We start from the raw sequence: 18,282 nt of genomic DNA, 5'->3' as shown, positions 1-18,282 counted from the left end.
TCAGCCCGCCTTGCGGCTGCCGCCGGCCTCTGCCTCGAACAGTTCGTTCAGGAAGAAGCCCGTGTGGCTGCCGGGGACCGTCGCGAGGTGCTCGGGTGTTCCCGTGGCGAGGACCGTCCCGCCACCGGCTCCACCCTCGGGGCCCATGTCGATGAGCCAGTCGGCGGACTTGATGACGTCGAGGTTGTGCTCGATCACGATGACCGTGTTGCCCTTGTCGACGAGCCCGCCGAGGACGAGCAGCAGCTTCCGGACGTCTTCGAAGTGCAGACCCGTGGTCGGCTCGTCGAGGACGTAGACACTGCGCCCGTTGCTCCGCCGCTGCAACTCCGTCGCGAGCTTGACGCGCTGGGCCTCGCCGCCGGACAGCGTCGTGGCGCTCTGGCCGAGACGGACGTAGCCCAGGCCGACCTCGACGAGCGTCTTCAGGAACCGGTGGATCGAGGAGATCGGCTCGAAGAAGTCGGCAGCCTCGGCGATCGGCATGTCGAGGACCTCGGCGATGTTCTTGCCCTTGTAGTGGATGGTCAGGGTGTCGCGGTTGTACCGCGCTCCCCCGCACACCTCGCAGGCGACGTAGACGTCGGGCAGGAAGTTCATCTCGATCTTGATCGTGCCGTCACCCGAGCAGGCCTCACAGCGGCCGCCCTTGACGTTGAAGCTGAACCGTCCGGCGAGGTAGCCGCGGACCTTGGCCTCCTGCGTCTCCGCGAAGAGGTTGCGGATCTTGTCGAAGACGCCGGTGTAAGTGGCGGGGTTCGAGCGAGGGGTGCGGCCGATGGGCGCCTGGTCGACGTGGACCACCTTGTCGAGGTGCTCCAGACCCGTGACCCTGGTGTGCTTGCCGGGCAGCTTGCGCGCGCCGTTCAGCTTGTTCGCCAGGACCCGGTACAGGACGTCGTTGACGAGCGAGGACTTCCCGGAGCCGCTCACGCCGGTGACGGCGGTGAGGACTCCGAGCGGGAAGTCCGCGCTGACCTTCTTCAGGTTGTTGGCCTGCGCTCCGATCACCTGGATCTGACGCTTCGTGTCGATCGGACGACGCTTCGCCGGGATCTCGATGGCCTTGCGGCCGGAGAGGTAGTCACCGGTGAGGGACTCGGTGTTGGCCTCGAGCGCCTCGTACGACCCGGAGTGCACGACACGGCCGCCGTTGACGCCCGCGCCGGGACCGATGTCGACGATCCAGTCGGCGGTGCGGATGGTGTCCTCGTCGTGTTCGACCACGATCAGCGTGTTGCCGAGGTCGCGCAGGGCCACGAGGGTCTCGATGAGACGGCGGTTGTCGCGCTGGTGCAGGCCGATGCTCGGTTCGTCGAGGACGTAGAGCACGCCGGTGAGTCCCGAGCCGATCTGCGTCGCGAGGCGGATGCGCTGCGCCTCACCGCCCGAGAGGGAGCCGGCGGTCCGGGCCAGGTCGAGGTAGTTGAGTCCGACCTGGATCAGGAAGTCGAGTCGGACCTTGATCTCGCGCAGCACCTGCGCGGCGATGTGGGCCTCGCGGTCGCTCAGCTCGAGGCGGTCCATGAACGCGCGGGCGTCGGAGAGGCTCAGTTCGGCGACCTCGGCGATGTTGTGCTCGTGGATCAGGACGGAGAGGACCTCGGGCTTGAGGCGACGACCGCCGCAGACCTGGCACGGGACTTCGCGCAGGTACTCGGACCAGCGCACGCGCTGGCTGTCGGTGTCGGCCTGGAGGTACTGACGCTCGATGTACGGGATGACGCCCTCGAAGCCCGACGAGTAGCTCATCTCGCGGCCGAAGCGGTTCTTCCACTTGACCTTGACCTTGAAGTTGTCGCCGCGGAGCACCGCCTCCTGGACTGAGGCCGGCAGGTCGCGCCAGGGGGTGTCGAGCGAGAAGTCGAGGTCGCGGGCCAGCCCGTCGAGCAGCTTCTCGTAGTACTGGTAGAGCCCCTTGCCCTGGGTGGTCCACGGGACGATGACGCCCTCGTTGATGCTGAGCTCCTCGTCGCCGAGGAGCAGCTCCGCGTCGACCGACATGCGCGTGCCGAGGCCCGAGCACTCCGGGCAGGCGCCGAATGGGGCGTTGAACGAGAACGTCCGCGGCTCGATCTCGGTCAGCTGCAACGGGTGGTTGTTCGGGCAGGAGAGCTTCTCGGAGAAGGTGCGCCAGGCGTCGTCGCCCTCCTCGTCGACGAAGTTGATCGTCACGAGGCCGTCGGTGAGCTGCAGTGCCGTCTCGAGGGAGTCGGTCAGGCGACCGAGGATCTCGGGCCCGGCGACGAGGCGGTCGACGACGACCGCGATGTCGTGCTTGACCTGCTTCTTGAGGGTCGGCGGTTCCGCGAGCTGGATCGCCTCGCCGTCGACGATGGCGCGCGCGAAGCCCTTGGCCGAGAGCTCCTTGAAGAGGTCGACGAACTCGCCCTTCTTCTGGCTCACGACGGGGGCGACGATCTGGTAGCGGCGTCGCTCCTCGAGCTCCATCAGCTGGTCGGCGATCTGCTGCACCGTCTGACGCTGGATGACCTCGCCGCAGACCGGGCAGTGCGGGACGCCGATGCGCGCCCAGAGCAGCCGCATGTAGTCGTAGACCTCGGTGATCGTCCCGACGGTCGACCGGGGGTTGCGGTTCGTGGACTTCTGGTCGATCGAGACCGCGGGGCTCAGGCCCTCGATGAAGTCGACGTCCGGGCGGTCCACCTGACCGAGGAACTGGCGGGCGTACGCCGAGAGCGACTCGACGTAGCGTCGCTGGCCCTCGGCGAAGATCGTGTCGAAGGCGAGTGAGGACTTCCCCGAGCCCGAGAGACCCGTGAAGACGACGAGCGAGTCGCGAGGGATCTCGAGGTCGACGTTCTGAAGATTGTGGACGCGGGCACCGCGGACGCTGAGCGTGGAGTGGTGATCTACCTTGGCAATTGACACCCTTCGAGTCTACGCAGCACCACCGACACCGGACTCCCGAGCGGTGTCTGTGGTACTGCGCTCTCAGCGAAGCGGCGAACTAGATGTGCCCGGCCTTGGCCATCTGTCGAAGTTCCTGCTTGAGTTCGGAGACCTCGTCGCGGAGACGGCCGGCGAGTTCGAACTTGAGCTCCGCCGCGGCGGCCAGCATCTGCGCGTTGAGGTCCGCGATGATCGACTCGAGGTCGTTCGCGCCCTCGGCGGCGATGCCCTCCCGCCGCAGGTTCGGCGTCGGGCTCTTCTTCTTGCCGTTGTCGCGTCCGGCGAGCAGTGCCGCGGTGTCCGCGCCTTCCCGGGCGAGCGCCTCGGTGATGTCTGCGATCCGCTTGCGCAGCGGCTGCGGATCGATCCCGCGCTCCTCGTTGTAGGCGACCTGCTTCTCGCGGCGACGGTCCGTCTCCTCGATCGCGCGCTTCATCGAGTCGGTCAGGACGTCGGCGTACATGTGGACCTCGCCGGACACGTTGCGGGCGGCGCGACCGATCGTCTGGATGAGCGACGTGGACGAGCGCAGGAAGCCCTCCTTGTCGGCGTCGAGGATCGCGACGAGCGAGACCTCCGGGAGGTCGAGGCCCTCTCGCAGCAGGTTGATGCCGATGAGGACGTCGTAGACGCCCTGCCGGAGTTCGCTCAACAGCTCGACCCGCCGCAGGGTGTCGACGTCGGAGTGCAGGTAGCGGACGCGCACGCCGGCCTCGGTCAGGAAGTCGGTGAGCTCCTCCGCCATCTTCTTGGTGAGGGTGGTGACGAGGACGCGTTCGTCGCGCTCGGCGCGGACCCGGATCTCCTCGAGGAGGTCGTCGATCTGGCCGTTGGAGGGCTTTACGATGATCGCCGGGTCGACGAGGCCGGTCGGGCGGATGATCTGCTCGACGATGCCGTCCGCGATGCCCATCTCGTACTTGCCCGGCGTCGCCGAGAGGTACACCGTCTGGCCGACGCGGTTCTTGAACTCGTCCCACCGGAGCGGGCGGTTGTCCATCGCGCTCGGGAGTCGGAACCCGTGCTCGACGAGGGTGCGCTTGCGGGAGGCGTCGCCCTCGAACATCGCGCCGATCTGCGGGACGGTGACATGCGACTCGTCGATGACGGTGAGGAAGTCGTCGGGGAAGTAGTCGAGGAGGCAGTTCGGTGCCTCACCGGCCGAGCGACCGTCGATGTGGCGCGAGTAGTTCTCGATGCCGGAGCAGAAGCCGATCTGCTGCATCATCTCGAGGTCGAAAGTGGTCCGCATGCGGAGCCGCTGCGCCTCGAGGAGCTTGCCCTCGCGTTCGAGCGACTGGAGCCGCTCCGCCAGCTCCTCCTGGATGGTGCCGATGGCGCGCTGGATCGTCTGCGGGCTGGCGGCGTAGTGGGAGGCCGGGAACACCGACACCGCGTCGAGCTTCTTCACGACGTCGCCGGTGAGCGGGTGCAGGGCGTAGAGGGCCTCGATCTCGTCGCCGAAGAATTCGATGCGGATCGCGAGCTCCTCGTAGACCGGGATGATCTCGATGGTGTCGCCGCGCACACGGAAGTTGCCGCGCGAGAAGTCGACGTCGTTGCGGTTGTACTGCATGCCGACGAACTTGCGGATGAGGCGGTCGCGCCCGATGTTCTGCCCGACCTGCAGCGCCGCCATCGCCTCCAGGTACTCCTCCGCCGCACCGAGACCGTAGATGCACGACACGGTCGACACGACGATGACGTCGCGACGGCTCAGCAGCGAGTTGGTGGTCGAGTGCCGCAGTCGCTCGACCTCGGCGTTGATCGACGAGTCCTTCTCGATGAAGGTGTCGGTCTGTGGGACGTACGCCTCGGGCTGGTAATAGTCGTAGTAGGAGACGAAGTACTCGACCGCGTTGTTCGGCATGAGCTCGCGGAACTCGTTCGCCAGCTGGGCCGCGAGCGTCTTGTTGTGCGCCAGGACGAGCGTCGGGCGCTGGACGGCTTCGATGAGCCAGGCGGTCGTCGCGGACTTACCGGTACCCGTGGCGCCCAACAGGACGACGTCGGTCTCGCCGGCGTTGATGCGCCCGGACAGCTGCTCGATGGCGGCGGGCTGATCGCCGCTCGGCTCGTACTCGCTGATCACCTCGAAGGGGCGGACGGCGCGTGTTGGTTCCATGCTCCGAGTCTACGGAGGACCACCGACACCACTGCCCCGCTTCGCCCACAGCGGAGCGGGCGAAGCGCTCAGACGCCGTCCTGACGGTCGGGCGCCGGTACAGCGGCCGCGGCGGCGCGGTGCCAGACCGCGTCGACCTGGCTGAGGGTGTACTCGAGCGAGCCGGCGGTGTCGATCACCACGTCGGCGACGGCGGCGCGCTGCTCCTCGGTCGCCTGGGCCGCGATCCGTCGTTCCGCCTCGCCCCGGTCAAGACCGCGGAGGTCGACGAGCCGACGGGCGCGCTCCCCTTCCGGAGCTGCGGCGACGACCACGAGGTCGAACTCGTCGGCGCGGCCGGTCTCGACGAGCAGCGGGACGTCGTAGACGACGACGGCACCGGGGTCGCTCGAGGCTTCGGCGATCCGGGCCTGTGAACGCCGCTTGACCTCCGGGTGCACGATGGCGTTGAGGTCGGCTCGCGCCTGGTCGTCGGCGAAGACGATGGAGCCGAGCGCAGCGCGGTCGAGTGCTCCGTCGGGCCCGATCACGTCGGCACCGAAGCGCTCCGCGATGGCGGCCAGTCCCGGGGTCCCCGGCTCGACGGCCTCTCGTGAGAGGACGTCCGCGTCGATGACGACGGCGCCGTGTTCAGCGAGCCGGGCCGCGATGGTCGATTTGCCGGAGGCGATCCCGCCGGTGAGGCCGATGAGGTACATGTCAGCCAGCGTACCCGCGGAGCGTGCAGCGCCTTCGACCAGCGCCCCTCGCACAACGCAGCAGGGGGCCGCCCGAAGGCGACCCCCTGCTGGACACCGACGCTGGTCGGTGCTGGTGGGACTAGTTGCTCGAGAGCTTCTCGCGCAGAGCCGCGAGGGACTCGTCGTCAGCGAGCGTGCCGCCGCCGGCGGAGTCGCTCGAGAACGAGGAACCGGCCGACGAGGACGCGGTCGACGAGGAAGCCTGGTTGGCCTCTTCGACGGCTGCGGCAGCGACCTGCTTCTTGTGCGCTTCCCAACGAGCCTGGGCGGCAGCGTAGTCCTGCTCCCACTTCTCGCGCTCGGCGTCGAAGCCTTCCTTCCACTCCTGCGTCTCGGCGTCGAAGCCCTCGGGGTACTTGTAGTTCCCGAGTTCGTCGTACTCCGTGAGCATGCCGTAGAGGGCCGGGTCGAACTCGGTGCCCTCGGGGTCGACACCCTCGTTGGCCTGCTTGAGGCTCAGCGAGATGCGGCGACGCTCGAGGTCGATGTCGATGACCTTGACGAAGACCTCTTCGCCGACCGACACGACCTGCTCGGCGAGCTCGACGTGCTTGCCGGAGAGCTCAGAGATGTGCACGAGGCCCTCGATGCCGTCTGCGACGCGGACGAACGCACCGAACGGGACGAGCTTGGTGACCTTACCCGGTGCAACCTGGCCGATGGCGTGGGTGCGGGCGAAGACCTGCCACGGGTCCTCCTGGGTCGCCTTGAGCGACAGCGAGACGCGCTCGCGGTCCAGGTCGACCTCGAGGATCTCGACGGTGACTTCCTGACCGACCTCGACGACCTCGCTGGCGTGCTCGATGTGCTTCCAGCTGAGCTCGGAGACGTGGACGAGACCGTCGACGCCGCCGAGGTCGACGAACGCGCCGAAGTTGACGATCGAGGAGACGACGCCCTTGCGGACCTGTCCCTTCTGGAGGTTGTTGAGGAAGGTGGTGCGGCTCTCGGACTGCGTCTGCTCGAGGAGCGCACGGCGCGACAGGACCACGTTGTTGCGGTTCTTGTCGAGCTCGAGGATCTTCGCCTCGATCTCCTGGCCGAGGTACGGCGTGAGGTCGCGGACGCGGCGCAGCTCGATGAGCGAGGCCGGGAGGAAGCCACGGAGGCCGATGTCGACGATGAGGCCGCCCTTGACGACCTCGATGACCGAACCGGTGACGACGCCGTCGGATTCCTTGATCTTCTCCACGTCGCCCCAAGCACGCTCGTACTGCGCGCGCTTCTTCGACAGGATCAGACGGCCTTCCTTGTCCTCCTTCTGGAGAACGAGAGCCTCGATCGTGTCGCCGACGTTGACGACCTCGGAGGGGTCGACGTCGTGCTTGATGGAGAGTTCACGCGAGGGGATGACACCCTCGGTCTTGTAGCCGACGTCGAGGAGGACCTCGTCGCGGTCGATCTTCACGACGGTGCCCTCGATGAGGTCGCCGTCGTTGAAGAACTTCAGAGTCTTTTCGACCGCTGCGAGGAAGTCCTCAGCAGATCCGATGTCGTTGATTGCGACCTGCTTGGGGGCGGTCGTTGCGCTTGTCATGTAGTAATTGCTCCAGGTGGACAATGATTCAGGCCGGCCTCGCGCACGGCTCCGGACCCGTGGATGACCACGGACGTTGATCGAAGCGATGCTGTTGTGTGAACCGATCCGGGGATCGGTGTCGCTCTGCGAGACGGGCAGGCGGATAGGACGTCACAATTGTGACAGTCCAGTCTAGCGATTTTCCGGGTGTGCAGGCAAGCCACGGTCGGAGAGGATGTCCCGCAGCGCTGGATCGAGCGTCGGGTGCTTGAATTGGTAGCCCGCCTGCAGCAACCGCTCCGGCACCGCCCAGCGACTCTTCAGGACCAGCTCGCTCTCGGTACGCAGGATGGACATCCCGATCTCCAGCAACCAGCGGGGTGCGGGGAGGCCGACCGGCATCCCGAGCACATACCGCACGGTCCGCATGAATCCGCGGTTGTCGGTGGGGTTCGGGGACGTCACGTTGACGACGCCGTCGAGTTCGGGATGGCCACGGAGGAACCGGACGATGCCGACGACGTCGTCCAGATGGATCCAGCTGAACCGCTGCCGCCCGCCCGGCGTCCCGAAGCGGTGATCCGTCCCAGCGGCACGACGCGATCGGGAACGGGGCCAGTGACCGTCCAGTTGGGGTCCGCCGAGGCCGAGGCGCGCCAACCAACGGAGCGGGGTGAGTGCTCCGCCGTCGCCCAGGACGATCGCGATGCGGAGGGCGACCCGTCGTGTCCCGGGCAGCTCGTCCGCGAAGAACGCCTGCTCCCAGGCGGTCGCGACGTCGACGGAGAACCCGGAACCGATCTCACCGTCGGCCTCCGTCATCGGGCGGTCGTCGGCATGGCGGTAGATCGTGGCGGTCGACGAATTGATCCAGAGCGGCGGAGGCGCAGCGGCTGCACGCACCGCCCGCGCCAGCTCCGTCGTCGTGTCCACGCGGGACCGGAGGATCTCGGCACGATTCGACGGGGTGTAGCGACAGTTCACGCTCTTCCCGGCGAGGTTGACCAAGAGGTCCGCGCCGTCGACCAGCCGGGCGATGCCCGCGTGGTCACCCCACCGCGCGTCGGCGGCACCGCGCCCGATGACGGAGACGGTGGCGCCGTCGGCCCGGAACGACTCGACCAGACGACGCCCGATGAACCCGGACGCGCCGGCGACGACGATCCGTTCGGCCGTCATCCGAGCATCGCCGACCGCAGCGTGTCGAGCCCGACGCCACCGAGGTCCAGTGCCCGACGGTGGAAGTCCTTGATGTCGAAGGCGTCCCCGGCGCGGCGGGCCGCGTCGTCGCGGAGCTGTTCCCAGATGCGCTGGCCGATCTTGTACGACGGCGCCTGGCCGGGCCAACCGAGGTACCGGTTGACCTCGAACCGGACGAACTCCGGCGACATGTTGACGTTGCGACCCATGAAGTCGAAGGCGTACTCGGCGGTCCAGGTCCCGCTGCCGTCCGGGAGCGGCTTGCCGAGGTGCACGCCGATGTCGAGGACGACGCGGGCAGCGCGCATCCGCTGACCGTCGAGCATGCCCAGGCGGTCCGCCGGGTCGTCGAGGTATCCGAGCTGTTCCATCAGGCGCTCGGCGTAGAGCGCCCAGCCCTCGGCGTGGCCGGAGGTGCCGGCGAGCTGTCGACGCCAGAGGTTGAGCGTCTTCCGGTTGACGACGGCCTGCCCGATCTGCAGGTGATGTCCTGGCACACCCTCGTGGTAGACGGTCGTGAGCTCGCGCCACGTGTCGAACTCGGTGACGCCGGCGGGGACGGACCACCACATGCGGCCAGGGCGAGAGAAGTCGTCCGTCGGGCCGGTGTAGTAGATCCCACCCTCCTGCGTCGGCGCGATCATGCACTCGAGCGCGCGGATCTCCTGCGGGATGTCGAAGTGCGTCCGCCCCAGCTCCTCGACCGCACGGTCACTCGTCTCCTGCATCCACCGCTGGAGCGCGTCGGTGCCGTGCAGCTTGCGCGCCGGATCCTGTTCGAGGAAGGCGACCGCCTCCTCGACGGACGCGCCGGGGAGGATCTCGTTCGCGATCGCCTCCTGCTCCGACACCATGCGCGCCAGTTCCTCGATGCCCCACTCGTAGCTCTCGTCGAGGTCGACCGTCGCGCCGAGGAAACGGCGGGACTGCAGCGCGTAGAGCTCGCGGCCGATGGCGTCCTCCTGGGTTGCAGCAGGCAGCAGTTCGTGCGCGAGGAAGTCCGCCAGACGGTTGTAGGCGACGGCTGCGGCACCGGCACCCGTCGAGAGTTCGCCGGCGAGGGACGCCGGGAGCTGGCCGTCCGCCGGTTCGGCGTTGGAGGCGAAGCCGATGAAGAACCCGTCGTCGGCGCCGGTGCGGAGGACCTGCTCGTACACCTCGGCCACCTGACGGCGTGCCGGGGTGATCCCCCGGGCGATGCCCGCGCGCAGGGTCTCGATGTACCCGTCGACCGCGTCCGGCAACGCGCCGAGGCGGGTCCGGATGGTGCTCCAGTCCTCGACCGTGGCCGTCGGCATCAGGTCGAAGACATCGCGCAGCTCCTGCGACGGCGACGCGATCACGTTGAGGTCGCGGTACTGGAGACCGGCCTCCGACGAGGCGAGGTCGAGCTCCAGCTCCGCCGAGAGGTCGGTCTGGGTGACGCGGTCGACGGCGTCGACCGGTGCGGCCGACCGCAGCTCGCGAAGCGTGCGCGACGCGGCTTCGATGTACGCCTCGTGCCCGGCCGGCGAGTAATCGCCATACCGTCCGCCGACGTCCGTGCGGCCGATGTAGGTGCCGACCTCCGGCTTCAGCTGGACGAGGGTCTCCACCCAGCTCTCGGCGATGGCGTCGATCGGTGTGCTCTGACGAGGTTCTTCGTGGGACATGACGTCGAGCCTAGTCCGCACCCGCACGACACCCGGGTGCGGACCCGCAGGGCGCTCAGTGGGCTGCGGCGCCCCAATCGTGGCCGCGGCCGATCTGGACCTCCAGCGGTACCGACAGCTCGGCGGCGCCGGCCATCTGCGCTCGGACGATGCGCTCCAGGGCGTCCCACTCCCCCTCGGCGACCTCGAAGATCAGTTCGTCGTGCACCTGCAGCATCATCTGCGAGCCGAGTGATTCGGAGCGCAGCTCTGACTCGATGCCGATCATGGCGCGCTTCATGATGTCGGCGGCCGAACCCTGGATCGGGGCGTTCAGCGCCTGACGTTCGGCGTTCTCCCTGACCAGTCGGTTGGGGCTCGAGAGCTCGGGGAAGAGCCTCCGACGACCGAAGATCGTCTCGGTGTAGCCGTCGAGCTTCGCCTGCTCGACGACGTTGCGCAGGTAGTCGCGGACCGCACCGAAGCGCTCGAAGTAGTCGACCATGAGCTGCTTCGCCTCAGCGCTCGTGATCCGCAGCTGCTTCGAGAGCCCGAACGCGCTCAGACCGTAGGCGAGTCCGTACGACATCGCCTTCACCTTGTTGCGCATCGCGGGCGTGACGTCCTCGGCGGCGACGCCGAAGATGCGCGCGCCGACGAAGCGGTGGAGGTCCTCGCCGGATTTGAACGCCTCGATGAGGCCGGCGTCGCCGGAGAGGTGCGCCATGATCCGCATCTCGATCTGCGAGTAGTCGGCGGTCAGCAGGGTCTCGTACCCGGAGCCGGCTTGGAAGGCGGCACGGATGCGGCGTCCCTCCTCGGTGCGCACGGGGATGTTCTGCAGGTTCGGGTCGGTCGAGGAGATCCGACCGGTGCTGGTCCCGATCTGCACGTACGTCGTGTGGATGCGGCCGTCGGGCGTGATCGCCTTGTCGAGCGTCTCCACGATCTGGCGGAGCTTCGTCGCATCGCGGTGTTCGAGGAGAAGCCCGAGGAACGGATGCGGGCTCTTCTCCTGGAGATCGGCCAGGGCGCCGGCGTCCGTCGAGAAGCCCGTCTTGTTGGCGCGTGTCTTCGGCATGGCGAGCTGGTCGAAGAGGACCTCCTGCAGCTGCTTCGGTGATCCGAGGTTGACCTCGCGGCCGATCTCCGTATACGCGTTGCTCGCGAGCTCCGCGGCCCGGTTGCCGAGCTGCTCGGACAGGCCGCTCAGGATGTCGTGGTCGACCGTCACGCCGGTCAGCTCCATGTGGGCCAGCACCTGGAGGACCGGCAGTTCCATGTCGAGCAGTACGCCGAGCGACCCGGCGTCGAGCGCCGTGCGGGTCGCCTCGGCGACCCGGAGGGCGTACCAGGCGGTGCCGCCGGCACCCACGGGGTCGGTCTCGGGGACGAGCTGGTTCGGGTCGGCGACGGGCATCGTCTCGTCGAGATAGCGCGTGATGAGGTCGGCGATGGTCTTGTCGCCGCCGCTCGGACGCAGGAGCCAGCCGGCGACCGCGGTGTCGTAGCCGAGTCCGCCGACCGTCAGGCCGGCGCGCGTGACCGCCTGGAGCTGTGGCTTGGCGTCGTGCATGATCTTCGGGGCGTCGCTCGCCAACCACGCTTCGAGCGGGGCGTAGTCGGCTTCGCCGGGACGCCAGGCGAGCGAGACGATCTCCGTGGGCGTCGCGAGGCCGGCTGCGACCGGCAGGCCTCCGTCGAGGTCGAGGTGGAGACCGATCCCGGCGGGATGTGCGGCGACGGCACGGGTGATCCACGCCTCGAGCTCTTCGTCGAGCAGCTCCTTCTGCGGCGGCATGACCACGCCGCCCGCCTGCGGTGCGGACACATCCGTGTTGGCCTCGAGTCCGTCGAGTTTGAGGACCCGATCGAGCAGCGTGCGGAACTCGAGCCGCCCGAAGACGGCCGCCACCGCGTCCGCGTCGATCGGTCGGCGTTCGAGGTCCTTCGGTCCGACAGGCAGTTCGACGTCGGTGAGGAGCCGGTTGAGGCGGCGGTTGCGGACCGCGTTCTCCTTGTGCTCGCGGAGGCTCTCCCCCACCTTGCCGGTGATCTCGTCGGCGCGCTCGAGGATCTGCTCGAGGGAGCCGAACTGGTTGAGCCACTTCACGGCGGTCTTCTCGCCGACCTTCGGGATGCCCGGGAGGTTGTCGCTCGTCTCACCGACGAGCGCCGCGATCTCCGGGTACTGCTCCGGCCGGATGCCGTAGCGCTCGAAGACCTTGGCTCCGTCGTACCGGGTGAGCGCGGAGACGCCCTGGCTCGACGGGTACAGCAGGGTGACGTCGTCGGTGACGAGCTGGATGGTGTCGCGGTCGCCGGAGACGACGAGCACGCGGAAGCCGTCCTCAGCGCCCTGCTTAGCGAGGGTGGCGAGGATGTCGTCGGCCTCGTAGTCCTCTTTGCTGATCGTCGTGATGTTCATCGCCTTGAGCGCTTCTTCGAGCAGCGGCACCTGCCCCTTGAACTCCGGCGGGGTCTCGCCGCGCGTGCCCTTGTACTCGGGGTACTCGCGGGTGCGGAAGGAACGGCGCGAGATGTCGAACGCCACGGCGATGTGGCTCGGGTTCTCGTTCTTGAGCAGGCTGATCAGCATGGAGATGAAGCCGTGGATGGCGTTCGTGTGCTGACCGTCGCGGGTTTGGAAGCTGTCGACCGGCAGGGCGTAGAACGCCCGGAATGCGAGCGAGTGGCCGTCGACGACGAGGAGGGTAGGCTTTTCTGATTCCGACACGCGCCCAGCCTACAAGCCGGTGCCGACACGGCTCAGGCCCGATCCGAAGGTGGACATGACGAACGAGACCGACGACGCACTCGAGTTCCTGCGGACGAGGGGCAGCGGCGCACTCGCCGCCAAGATGGGCATCGAGTTCACGGAGTTCACGGTGCAGCGATCCGTCGCCACCATGCCCGTCGAGGGCAACACCCAACCCGCGATGCTGCTGCACGGTGGGGCGTACGTCGTGCTCGGCGAGTCCCTCGGCTCGATGGCCGCCAACCTCTTCGCGGGCCCGGGCAAACTCGCGGTCGGCATCGACATCAACGCGACGCACACCAGGTCCGCCACCGAGGGCCTCGTGACGGGTGTCTGCACCCCGATCCACCTCGGTCGCTCGCTCACCGTGCACGAGATCGCCGTCAGCGACGAGCAGGGACGACGGTGCTCCACGATCCGCATCACGAACCTCATCAAGGACGCACCGACCGGCTGACGAGCCCGGCACCGGACACAGCAGAGCGGCCCGCCCCCGAGGGGACGGGCCGCTCTTGCGACGAGGGAGGAGCGCTACTTCTTGGCGCTGAGCTGCTCGATGATGGCCTGCGCGACATCGTGCATGGTGAGGCGACGGTCCATGGAGGCCTTCTGGATCCAGCGGAACGCCTCGGGCTCGGTGAGGCCCATCTTCTCGTTGAGGAGGCCCTTCGCCCGGTCGACGAGCTTGCGGGTCTCGAAGCGCTCGACCATGTCGGCGACCTCGGCCTCGAGGGTGATGATCTGCTGGTAGCGCGAGAGGGCGATCTCGATCGCGGGAAGGAGGTCGTTCGGCGTGAACGGCTTCACGACGTAGGCGAGGGCGCCTGCCTCGCTCGCCCGCTCGACGAGCTCCTTCTGGCTGAAGGCCGTGAGGAGGACCACCGGGGCGATGTGCGCCTTACCGATGCGCTCGGCCGCGGAGATGCCGTCGAGCTGAGGCATCTTGACGTCCATGATCACGAGATCCGGACGGAGTTCCGTCGCGAGGGCGACAGCGGTCTCGCCGTCGCCGGCCTCGCCGACGACCTCGAAACCGTTGTCGCGGAGGATCTCGACGATGTCGAGGCGGATGAGGGATTCGTCCTCAGCGACGACGACGCGCCGTGGGGCTGCGGGAGGGGTCTCTTGCTCGGTCACCCTCAAATCCTACGGTACTCTGATGCAGGTTGCTGTTCGCCGTGCGGCGGACGCGCCGGTGTGGCGGAATGGCAGACGCGGAGCACTCAAAATGCTTTGTCGAAAGACGTGTGGGTTCGAGTCCCACCACCGGTACCGCGAACGAGTGGGAAAGCCCTCCGGGCGCACTCAACATGCTTTGTCGAAAGACGTGTGGGTTCGAGTCCCACCACCGGTACTCTCCACAGCCAGTTCAGGCTCCGGACTCAGCCCGTCCAGGCTCCGACGACCCGTGAACCGCCCTCGATCGTCAAGCCCCTGCGGGAGGTGTCGGCGACGCCGTAGCGTACCGTCGAGAGCACGGCGTACCTCACGTCGTCCGACACGATGGGACCCCACACCATGACCGCAGAGCACACCGACCCGCGCCAGGACGTCCACGACGCCAGCACCGACGACCGGCTCCAGGGCATCCTCGTGCAGGTCGCAGCCGACCGGTCCCTCACTCCCGACCTCGACGTCCGGGCAGCGCTGGCGGACCGTCTCAGTGACCAGGGCATCGACGTCGACGCCGCCGAGCTCGACCGTCTCGTCGGCTCACTCCCGGGTCAGCCCGGCGAAGAGCCCGGACCGTTCCTCACGGACGGCGCGACCTCGGCCGACGACGCGAACTGATCAGAAGCCGCGCTCGACGGCGGCGGCCGGACCGTCGGCCTCCGTCGTCAGCTCCGGTCCGCCGACGGCGTCGCCCGTCCACGTGTCGACCCGCCAACCGGTGGTCGTGTCCCCGTCGACAATGATGACGCCCGTGTTCGTGATGGGGTGCGTGCCGATGAAGTGTCCGTCGACGTTCGCCCCGCGCAGCCCGAGCCAGGACCGGAGCATCGCTCCGTGGCTCACGACCACCACGCTCTCCAGTCCGGAACCCTCGAGCTCCTCGATCACGGCGTCGAAGCGCGCGAACACCTCGTGGCCGTTCTCGCCGCCCGGCATCCGGGTGTCGAGGTCGCCCATCGCCCACGCCACGATGGTGTCGATGTAGACCTGGACGGCCTCGGGCGACCCGAGCATCTCGTTGTCGCCGGCGCTGATCTCCCGGAGTCCGTCACGGACGATCACGGGAAGCCCGCTGACTTCGGCGACAGGTGCGGCGGTCTGCTGCGCCCGCACCGCGGTGGAGGCGTAGACCGCGTCGATCCGCTCCCCCACGAGCGCTTTGGGGAGGGCGGCCGCCTGCGTCTCGCCGAGGTCGGTGAGGACGGCGCCGGGGATCGCGGTGTCGAGCAGGCCGGCGACGTTGGACGAGGTCTGACCGTGTCTGATGAGGATGAGGCGCATACCTCCAGGGTAGGCGAGCGACCGGACGGCGGTCATCTCCCGGTGCGGAGTGTGCCGGGATCAGCTGCGCGGGGTCCACTGCGGTTCGGCGCTCCCCAGGACCGCCGCCGGGGACGCGTGGTCGTCGAAGGCGCTGAGCCCGGGGCGGGCCGTCGTCACCGCACCGTGGGTCACCAGGCACCGCGCTCCCGGGAGGTCCGACGGCGGGCGTTCCTCGGATCGTGGCAGTCGCTGGAGCGCCGCACCGACGCGGAGGAGCGACACCGACGACCGGCCGGCATCACCGCCGCCGACGACCGCCGCCACGTCGTCGACGATGGCCGCCGCCAGCAGGTATCCCGCGCTGTGGTCGAGCGCCTGAGCCGGCAGGGCACCCGGGGCGCCGTCCTTCCCTTCGACCAGCGCGATGCCCGTGGCGGCCTGGACCAGGCTGTCGAAACCGCGTCGATCACCCCAGGGCCCCGTCGTACCCCAGGCGTCGACGGAGCCGGTGACCAGACCGTCGCGACCTCGCAGACCGAGGCGCTCGAGGGCGTGTGGTCGGTACCCCGTCACCAGGATGTCGGCCTCGTCGCTCAGCGTCTGCAGTGTCGCGAGGCCGCGCGGTGTCGACGCGTCGAGCGCCGCTGTCCGCTTCCCCTGGCCGCTGTCGGTGTGCTGCCACGGGATCTCGGGGACCTGCGGTGGATCCACGCGCAGGACGTCCGCGCCGAGGAGCGCGAGGGTCCTCGTGGACACCGGACCGGCGATCACCCGCGTCAGGTCGAGGACGCGGAGGCCGCGCAAGGGTTGCCGCCTCGTCGGCCGCACCCGCGAGGCGATCGTCGAGCCGACGGAGCCGCCATGACGCCTGACGAGCGGTCCATCACCGACGGCGGCCTGTGGTGTGGACGACCACTCGGCAGCGCTCCGGACGGCGACGAGGAGTGCGCCGACTCCCGCGGCCTCCGATTCCAGGTCGAGAGCCGAGCGGGAGGCGATCGCCGAGGCGAGCTCTGCGCGGGTGGCCTCGTCGCCGATCCCGAGCATGGCGCTCAGGCGGCGACGATGGTGGGGGTAGTTCGCGTGCGTGCGCACCCAGCCGTCGGCCGCGGCGAAGAAGCCGGACAGTGGCGCGAACGCGTCCACGGCTGCTCCGTCGATCCGCAACAGGCGGTCGCTCTGGTAGGCCGCGGCGATCCGCCCGAGGTCGAGAGCCGTGTGCATCGGCTCGTATCCGAGGGCGATGCGGAGTCGGTCGGCGGCATCCTCCACGGCGCCGACGGCGACCGCGGCGAGCTCCAGGACGGCGAATCGGGAGGCCAGGAGTCCCGCCGACCCGGTCGCTTCACGGTCGACGCCTCCCGGCTCCAGGCCTACCGCGCTGCGGAGGGTGTCGTCGACGAGGACGGAACGGTTCATGGGCATCAGGCTAGACCCACGGCGTCCGGAATCGCGGTGCCACCGCACACCCGGCGGACGACGAAGGCCGTGGTCCCCGTACGGGAGGACCACGGCCTTCGCTGCTGTCGACGACTAGAGGACGTCGCCCACCTTGTGGACGCGGATGTCGTTCGTCGTCCCGGGGATGCCGGGAGGGGAACCGGAGATGATGATGACCGGCTCACCGACGGCGGCCTTGCCCGTGGCGACGAGGACCTCGTCCACCTGGGCGACCATCTGGTCGGTGTGCGTGACGCGCTCGACGACGAAGGACTCGACGCCCCAGTTCAGCGCCATCCGACGACGGATGGCCGGGTCGGGCGTGAACGCCAGGATCGGGATCCGGTTGCGGAGACGGGCCATGCGGCGGACCGACTCGCCCGACTCCGTGAAGACGCAGAGGAACTTCGCCTCGACGAAGTCCGCCACCTCGACGGCCGCCAACGTGATCGCTCCGGCCTGGGTGCGCGGCTTCGTGCCGAGCGGCGGAACGCGGTCGAGACCGTGGATCTCGGTCGACTCGACGATCCGGGCCATGGTCTGGACCGTGATCACCGGGTAGGCGCCGACACTCGTCTCGCCACTGAGCATGACCGCGTCAGCACCGTCGAGCACCGCGTTCGCGACGTCGGAGGTCTCCGCGCGGGTCGGGATGGGGCTGGAGATCATCGACTCGAGCATCTGCGTCGCGACGATGACCGGCTTCGCCATACGACGGGCGAGCTCCACCGCGCGCTTCTGCACGATCGGGACGGCCTCGAGCGGGAGCTCGACACCGAGGTCGCCACGGGCGACCATGATCGCGTCGAACGCCTCGACGATGCTCTCGAGGTTCTCGACGGCCTGCGGCTTCTCGATCTTGGCGATCACGGGGACCTTGCGGCCCTCCTCCGCCATGATCTCGTGGACGCGGTCGATGTCGGCCGCGTCGCGCACGAAGGACAGGGCGATGAGGTCGGCGCCGAGACGCAGTCCCCATCGGAGGTCCGCTTCGTCCTTCTCGCTGAGCGCGGGGACGTTGACGGCGACACCGGGGAGGTTGATGCCCTTGTTGTTCGACACGGGGCCGGCGACGATGACGCGAGTGGTCACGACGGTGTCGTCCGCTTCAACGACCTCGACCTTGACCTTGCCGTCGTCGATCAGGAGGAAGTCGCCCGGCTTGACGTCCTGGGGCAGGCCCTTGAACGTCGTCGAGGAGATCTCCTTGGTACCGAGGATGTCCTCGATGGTGATCTTGAAGATGTCGCCGACGGCGAGGTCGTACGGGCCGCCCTCGAACTTGCCGAGGCGGATCTTCGGGCCCTGCAGGTCGACCAGGACGGCGACGGCACGGCCGGAGTCCTCGGTGGCCTTGCGCACGTTGGCGTAGATGGCCTCGTGCACGTCGTAGCTGCCGTGGCTCAGGTTCATCCGGGTGACATCGACCCCCGCATCGATGATGGCCCGGATGTTCTCATAGCTGGAGACTGCAGGCCCCAGCGTTGCGACGATCTTGGCTCGTCTCATGTGTGTGTGTT

General features: G+C 68.4%; 13 protein-coding genes and 1 tRNA gene. 3 read left to right on the top strand and 11 right to left on the bottom strand.

The window, feature by feature from the left end; genetic code table 11:
• The 7 genes from uvrA to polA all read right to left on the bottom strand — a co-directional run bounded on the left by uvrA (nucleotide 1) and on the right by polA (nucleotide 12,865).
• The gene (gene uvrA / locus GV015_RS13355; RefSeq protein WP_159878819.1) at nucleotides 1-2,892 is read right to left on the bottom strand and encodes an excinuclease ABC subunit UvrA; all 2,892 of its coding nucleotides are present in this window, start codon (nucleotides 2,890-2,892) and stop codon (nucleotides 1-3) included.
• 79 nt (nucleotides 2,893-2,971) lie between these two features.
• On the bottom strand, nucleotides 2,972-5,038 hold the full coding sequence (uvrB, locus tag GV015_RS13350; protein WP_056777426.1) for an excinuclease ABC subunit UvrB: 2,067 nt from the start codon (nucleotides 5,036-5,038) through the stop codon (nucleotides 2,972-2,974).
• A 68-nt stretch (nucleotides 5,039-5,106) separates the two neighbouring features.
• A complete protein-coding gene (gene coaE, locus GV015_RS13345) occupies nucleotides 5,107-5,736 on the bottom strand; it encodes a dephospho-CoA kinase (protein ID WP_159878817.1) in 630 nt (209 codons plus the stop codon).
• Nucleotides 5,737-5,857: 121 nt separating this feature from the next.
• Nucleotides 5,858-7,315, bottom strand: a complete 1,458-nt coding sequence (rpsA, locus tag GV015_RS13340) for a 30S ribosomal protein S1 (RefSeq protein ID WP_056005690.1) — start codon at nucleotides 7,313-7,315, stop codon at nucleotides 5,858-5,860.
• Between the two features lie 174 nt (nucleotides 7,316-7,489).
• The gene (locus GV015_RS13335; RefSeq protein WP_159878815.1) at nucleotides 7,490-8,476 is read right to left on the bottom strand and encodes an epimerase; all 987 of its coding nucleotides are present in this window, start codon (nucleotides 8,474-8,476) and stop codon (nucleotides 7,490-7,492) included.
• A complete protein-coding gene (locus GV015_RS13330) occupies nucleotides 8,473-10,149 on the bottom strand; it encodes a DUF885 domain-containing protein (RefSeq protein WP_159878813.1) in 1,677 nt (558 codons plus the stop codon). Before GV015_RS13330 ends, GV015_RS13335 begins: the two co-directional genes overlap by 4 nt.
• A gap of 55 nt (nucleotides 10,150-10,204) precedes the next feature.
• Complete coding sequence (gene polA / locus GV015_RS13325; RefSeq protein WP_159878811.1) at nucleotides 10,205-12,865, bottom strand: DNA polymerase I; 2,661 nt, start codon at nucleotides 12,863-12,865, stop codon at nucleotides 10,205-10,207.
• Between the two features lie 55 nt (nucleotides 12,866-12,920).
• Between polA and GV015_RS13320 the strand changes: the two genes are divergently transcribed.
• Nucleotides 12,921-13,343: a hotdog fold thioesterase gene (locus GV015_RS13320; RefSeq protein WP_137241667.1), complete on the top strand. Its 423-nt coding sequence runs from the start codon at nucleotides 12,921-12,923 to the stop codon at nucleotides 13,341-13,343.
• 74 nt (nucleotides 13,344-13,417) lie between these two features.
• Here the strand turns inward: GV015_RS13320 and GV015_RS13315 are convergent, their stop codons facing one another.
• Nucleotides 13,418-14,023: an ANTAR domain-containing response regulator gene (locus GV015_RS13315; protein WP_064296913.1), complete on the bottom strand. Its 606-nt coding sequence runs from the start codon at nucleotides 14,021-14,023 to the stop codon at nucleotides 13,418-13,420.
• Between the two features lie 54 nt (nucleotides 14,024-14,077).
• Here GV015_RS13315 and GV015_RS13310 point away from each other — a divergent pair.
• Both GV015_RS13310 and GV015_RS13305 read left to right on the top strand, forming a co-directional pair.
• Nucleotides 14,078-14,158, top strand: a tRNA-Leu gene (locus GV015_RS13310).
• Nucleotides 14,159-14,404: 246 nt separating this feature from the next.
• Nucleotides 14,405-14,677: a hypothetical protein gene (locus tag GV015_RS13305; protein WP_124769355.1), complete on the top strand. Its 273-nt coding sequence runs from the start codon at nucleotides 14,405-14,407 to the stop codon at nucleotides 14,675-14,677.
• Here GV015_RS13305 and GV015_RS13300 read toward each other — a convergent pair whose 3' ends face one another.
• From GV015_RS13300 to pyk, 3 genes are all read right to left on the bottom strand, one after another.
• Nucleotides 14,678-15,340 carry a histidine phosphatase family protein gene (locus GV015_RS13300; protein ID WP_079705948.1) on the bottom strand — a complete coding sequence of 221 codons (663 nt, stop codon included), beginning with the start codon at nucleotides 15,338-15,340 and terminating at the stop codon, nucleotides 14,678-14,680. It abuts the gene before it with no gap.
• A gap of 60 nt (nucleotides 15,341-15,400) precedes the next feature.
• Nucleotides 15,401-16,741, bottom strand: a complete 1,341-nt coding sequence (locus tag GV015_RS13295) for a CoA transferase (protein WP_159878809.1) — start codon at nucleotides 16,739-16,741, stop codon at nucleotides 15,401-15,403.
• A gap of 114 nt (nucleotides 16,742-16,855) precedes the next feature.
• Nucleotides 16,856-18,271, bottom strand: coding sequence for a pyruvate kinase (gene pyk, locus GV015_RS13290; RefSeq protein ID WP_079705946.1), 1,416 nt, complete (start codon nucleotides 18,269-18,271; stop codon nucleotides 16,856-16,858).
• Nucleotides 18,272-18,282: the final 11 nt, after the last annotated feature.

Origin of the sequence: Plantibacter sp. T3, assembly GCF_902506515.1 — a bacterium.
Lineage (GTDB): Bacteria > Actinomycetota > Actinomycetes > Actinomycetales > Microbacteriaceae > Plantibacter > Plantibacter auratus.
The sequence above is the reverse complement of the archived record's forward strand: the minus strand, read 5'-3'. Positions and strand labels throughout refer to the sequence as shown.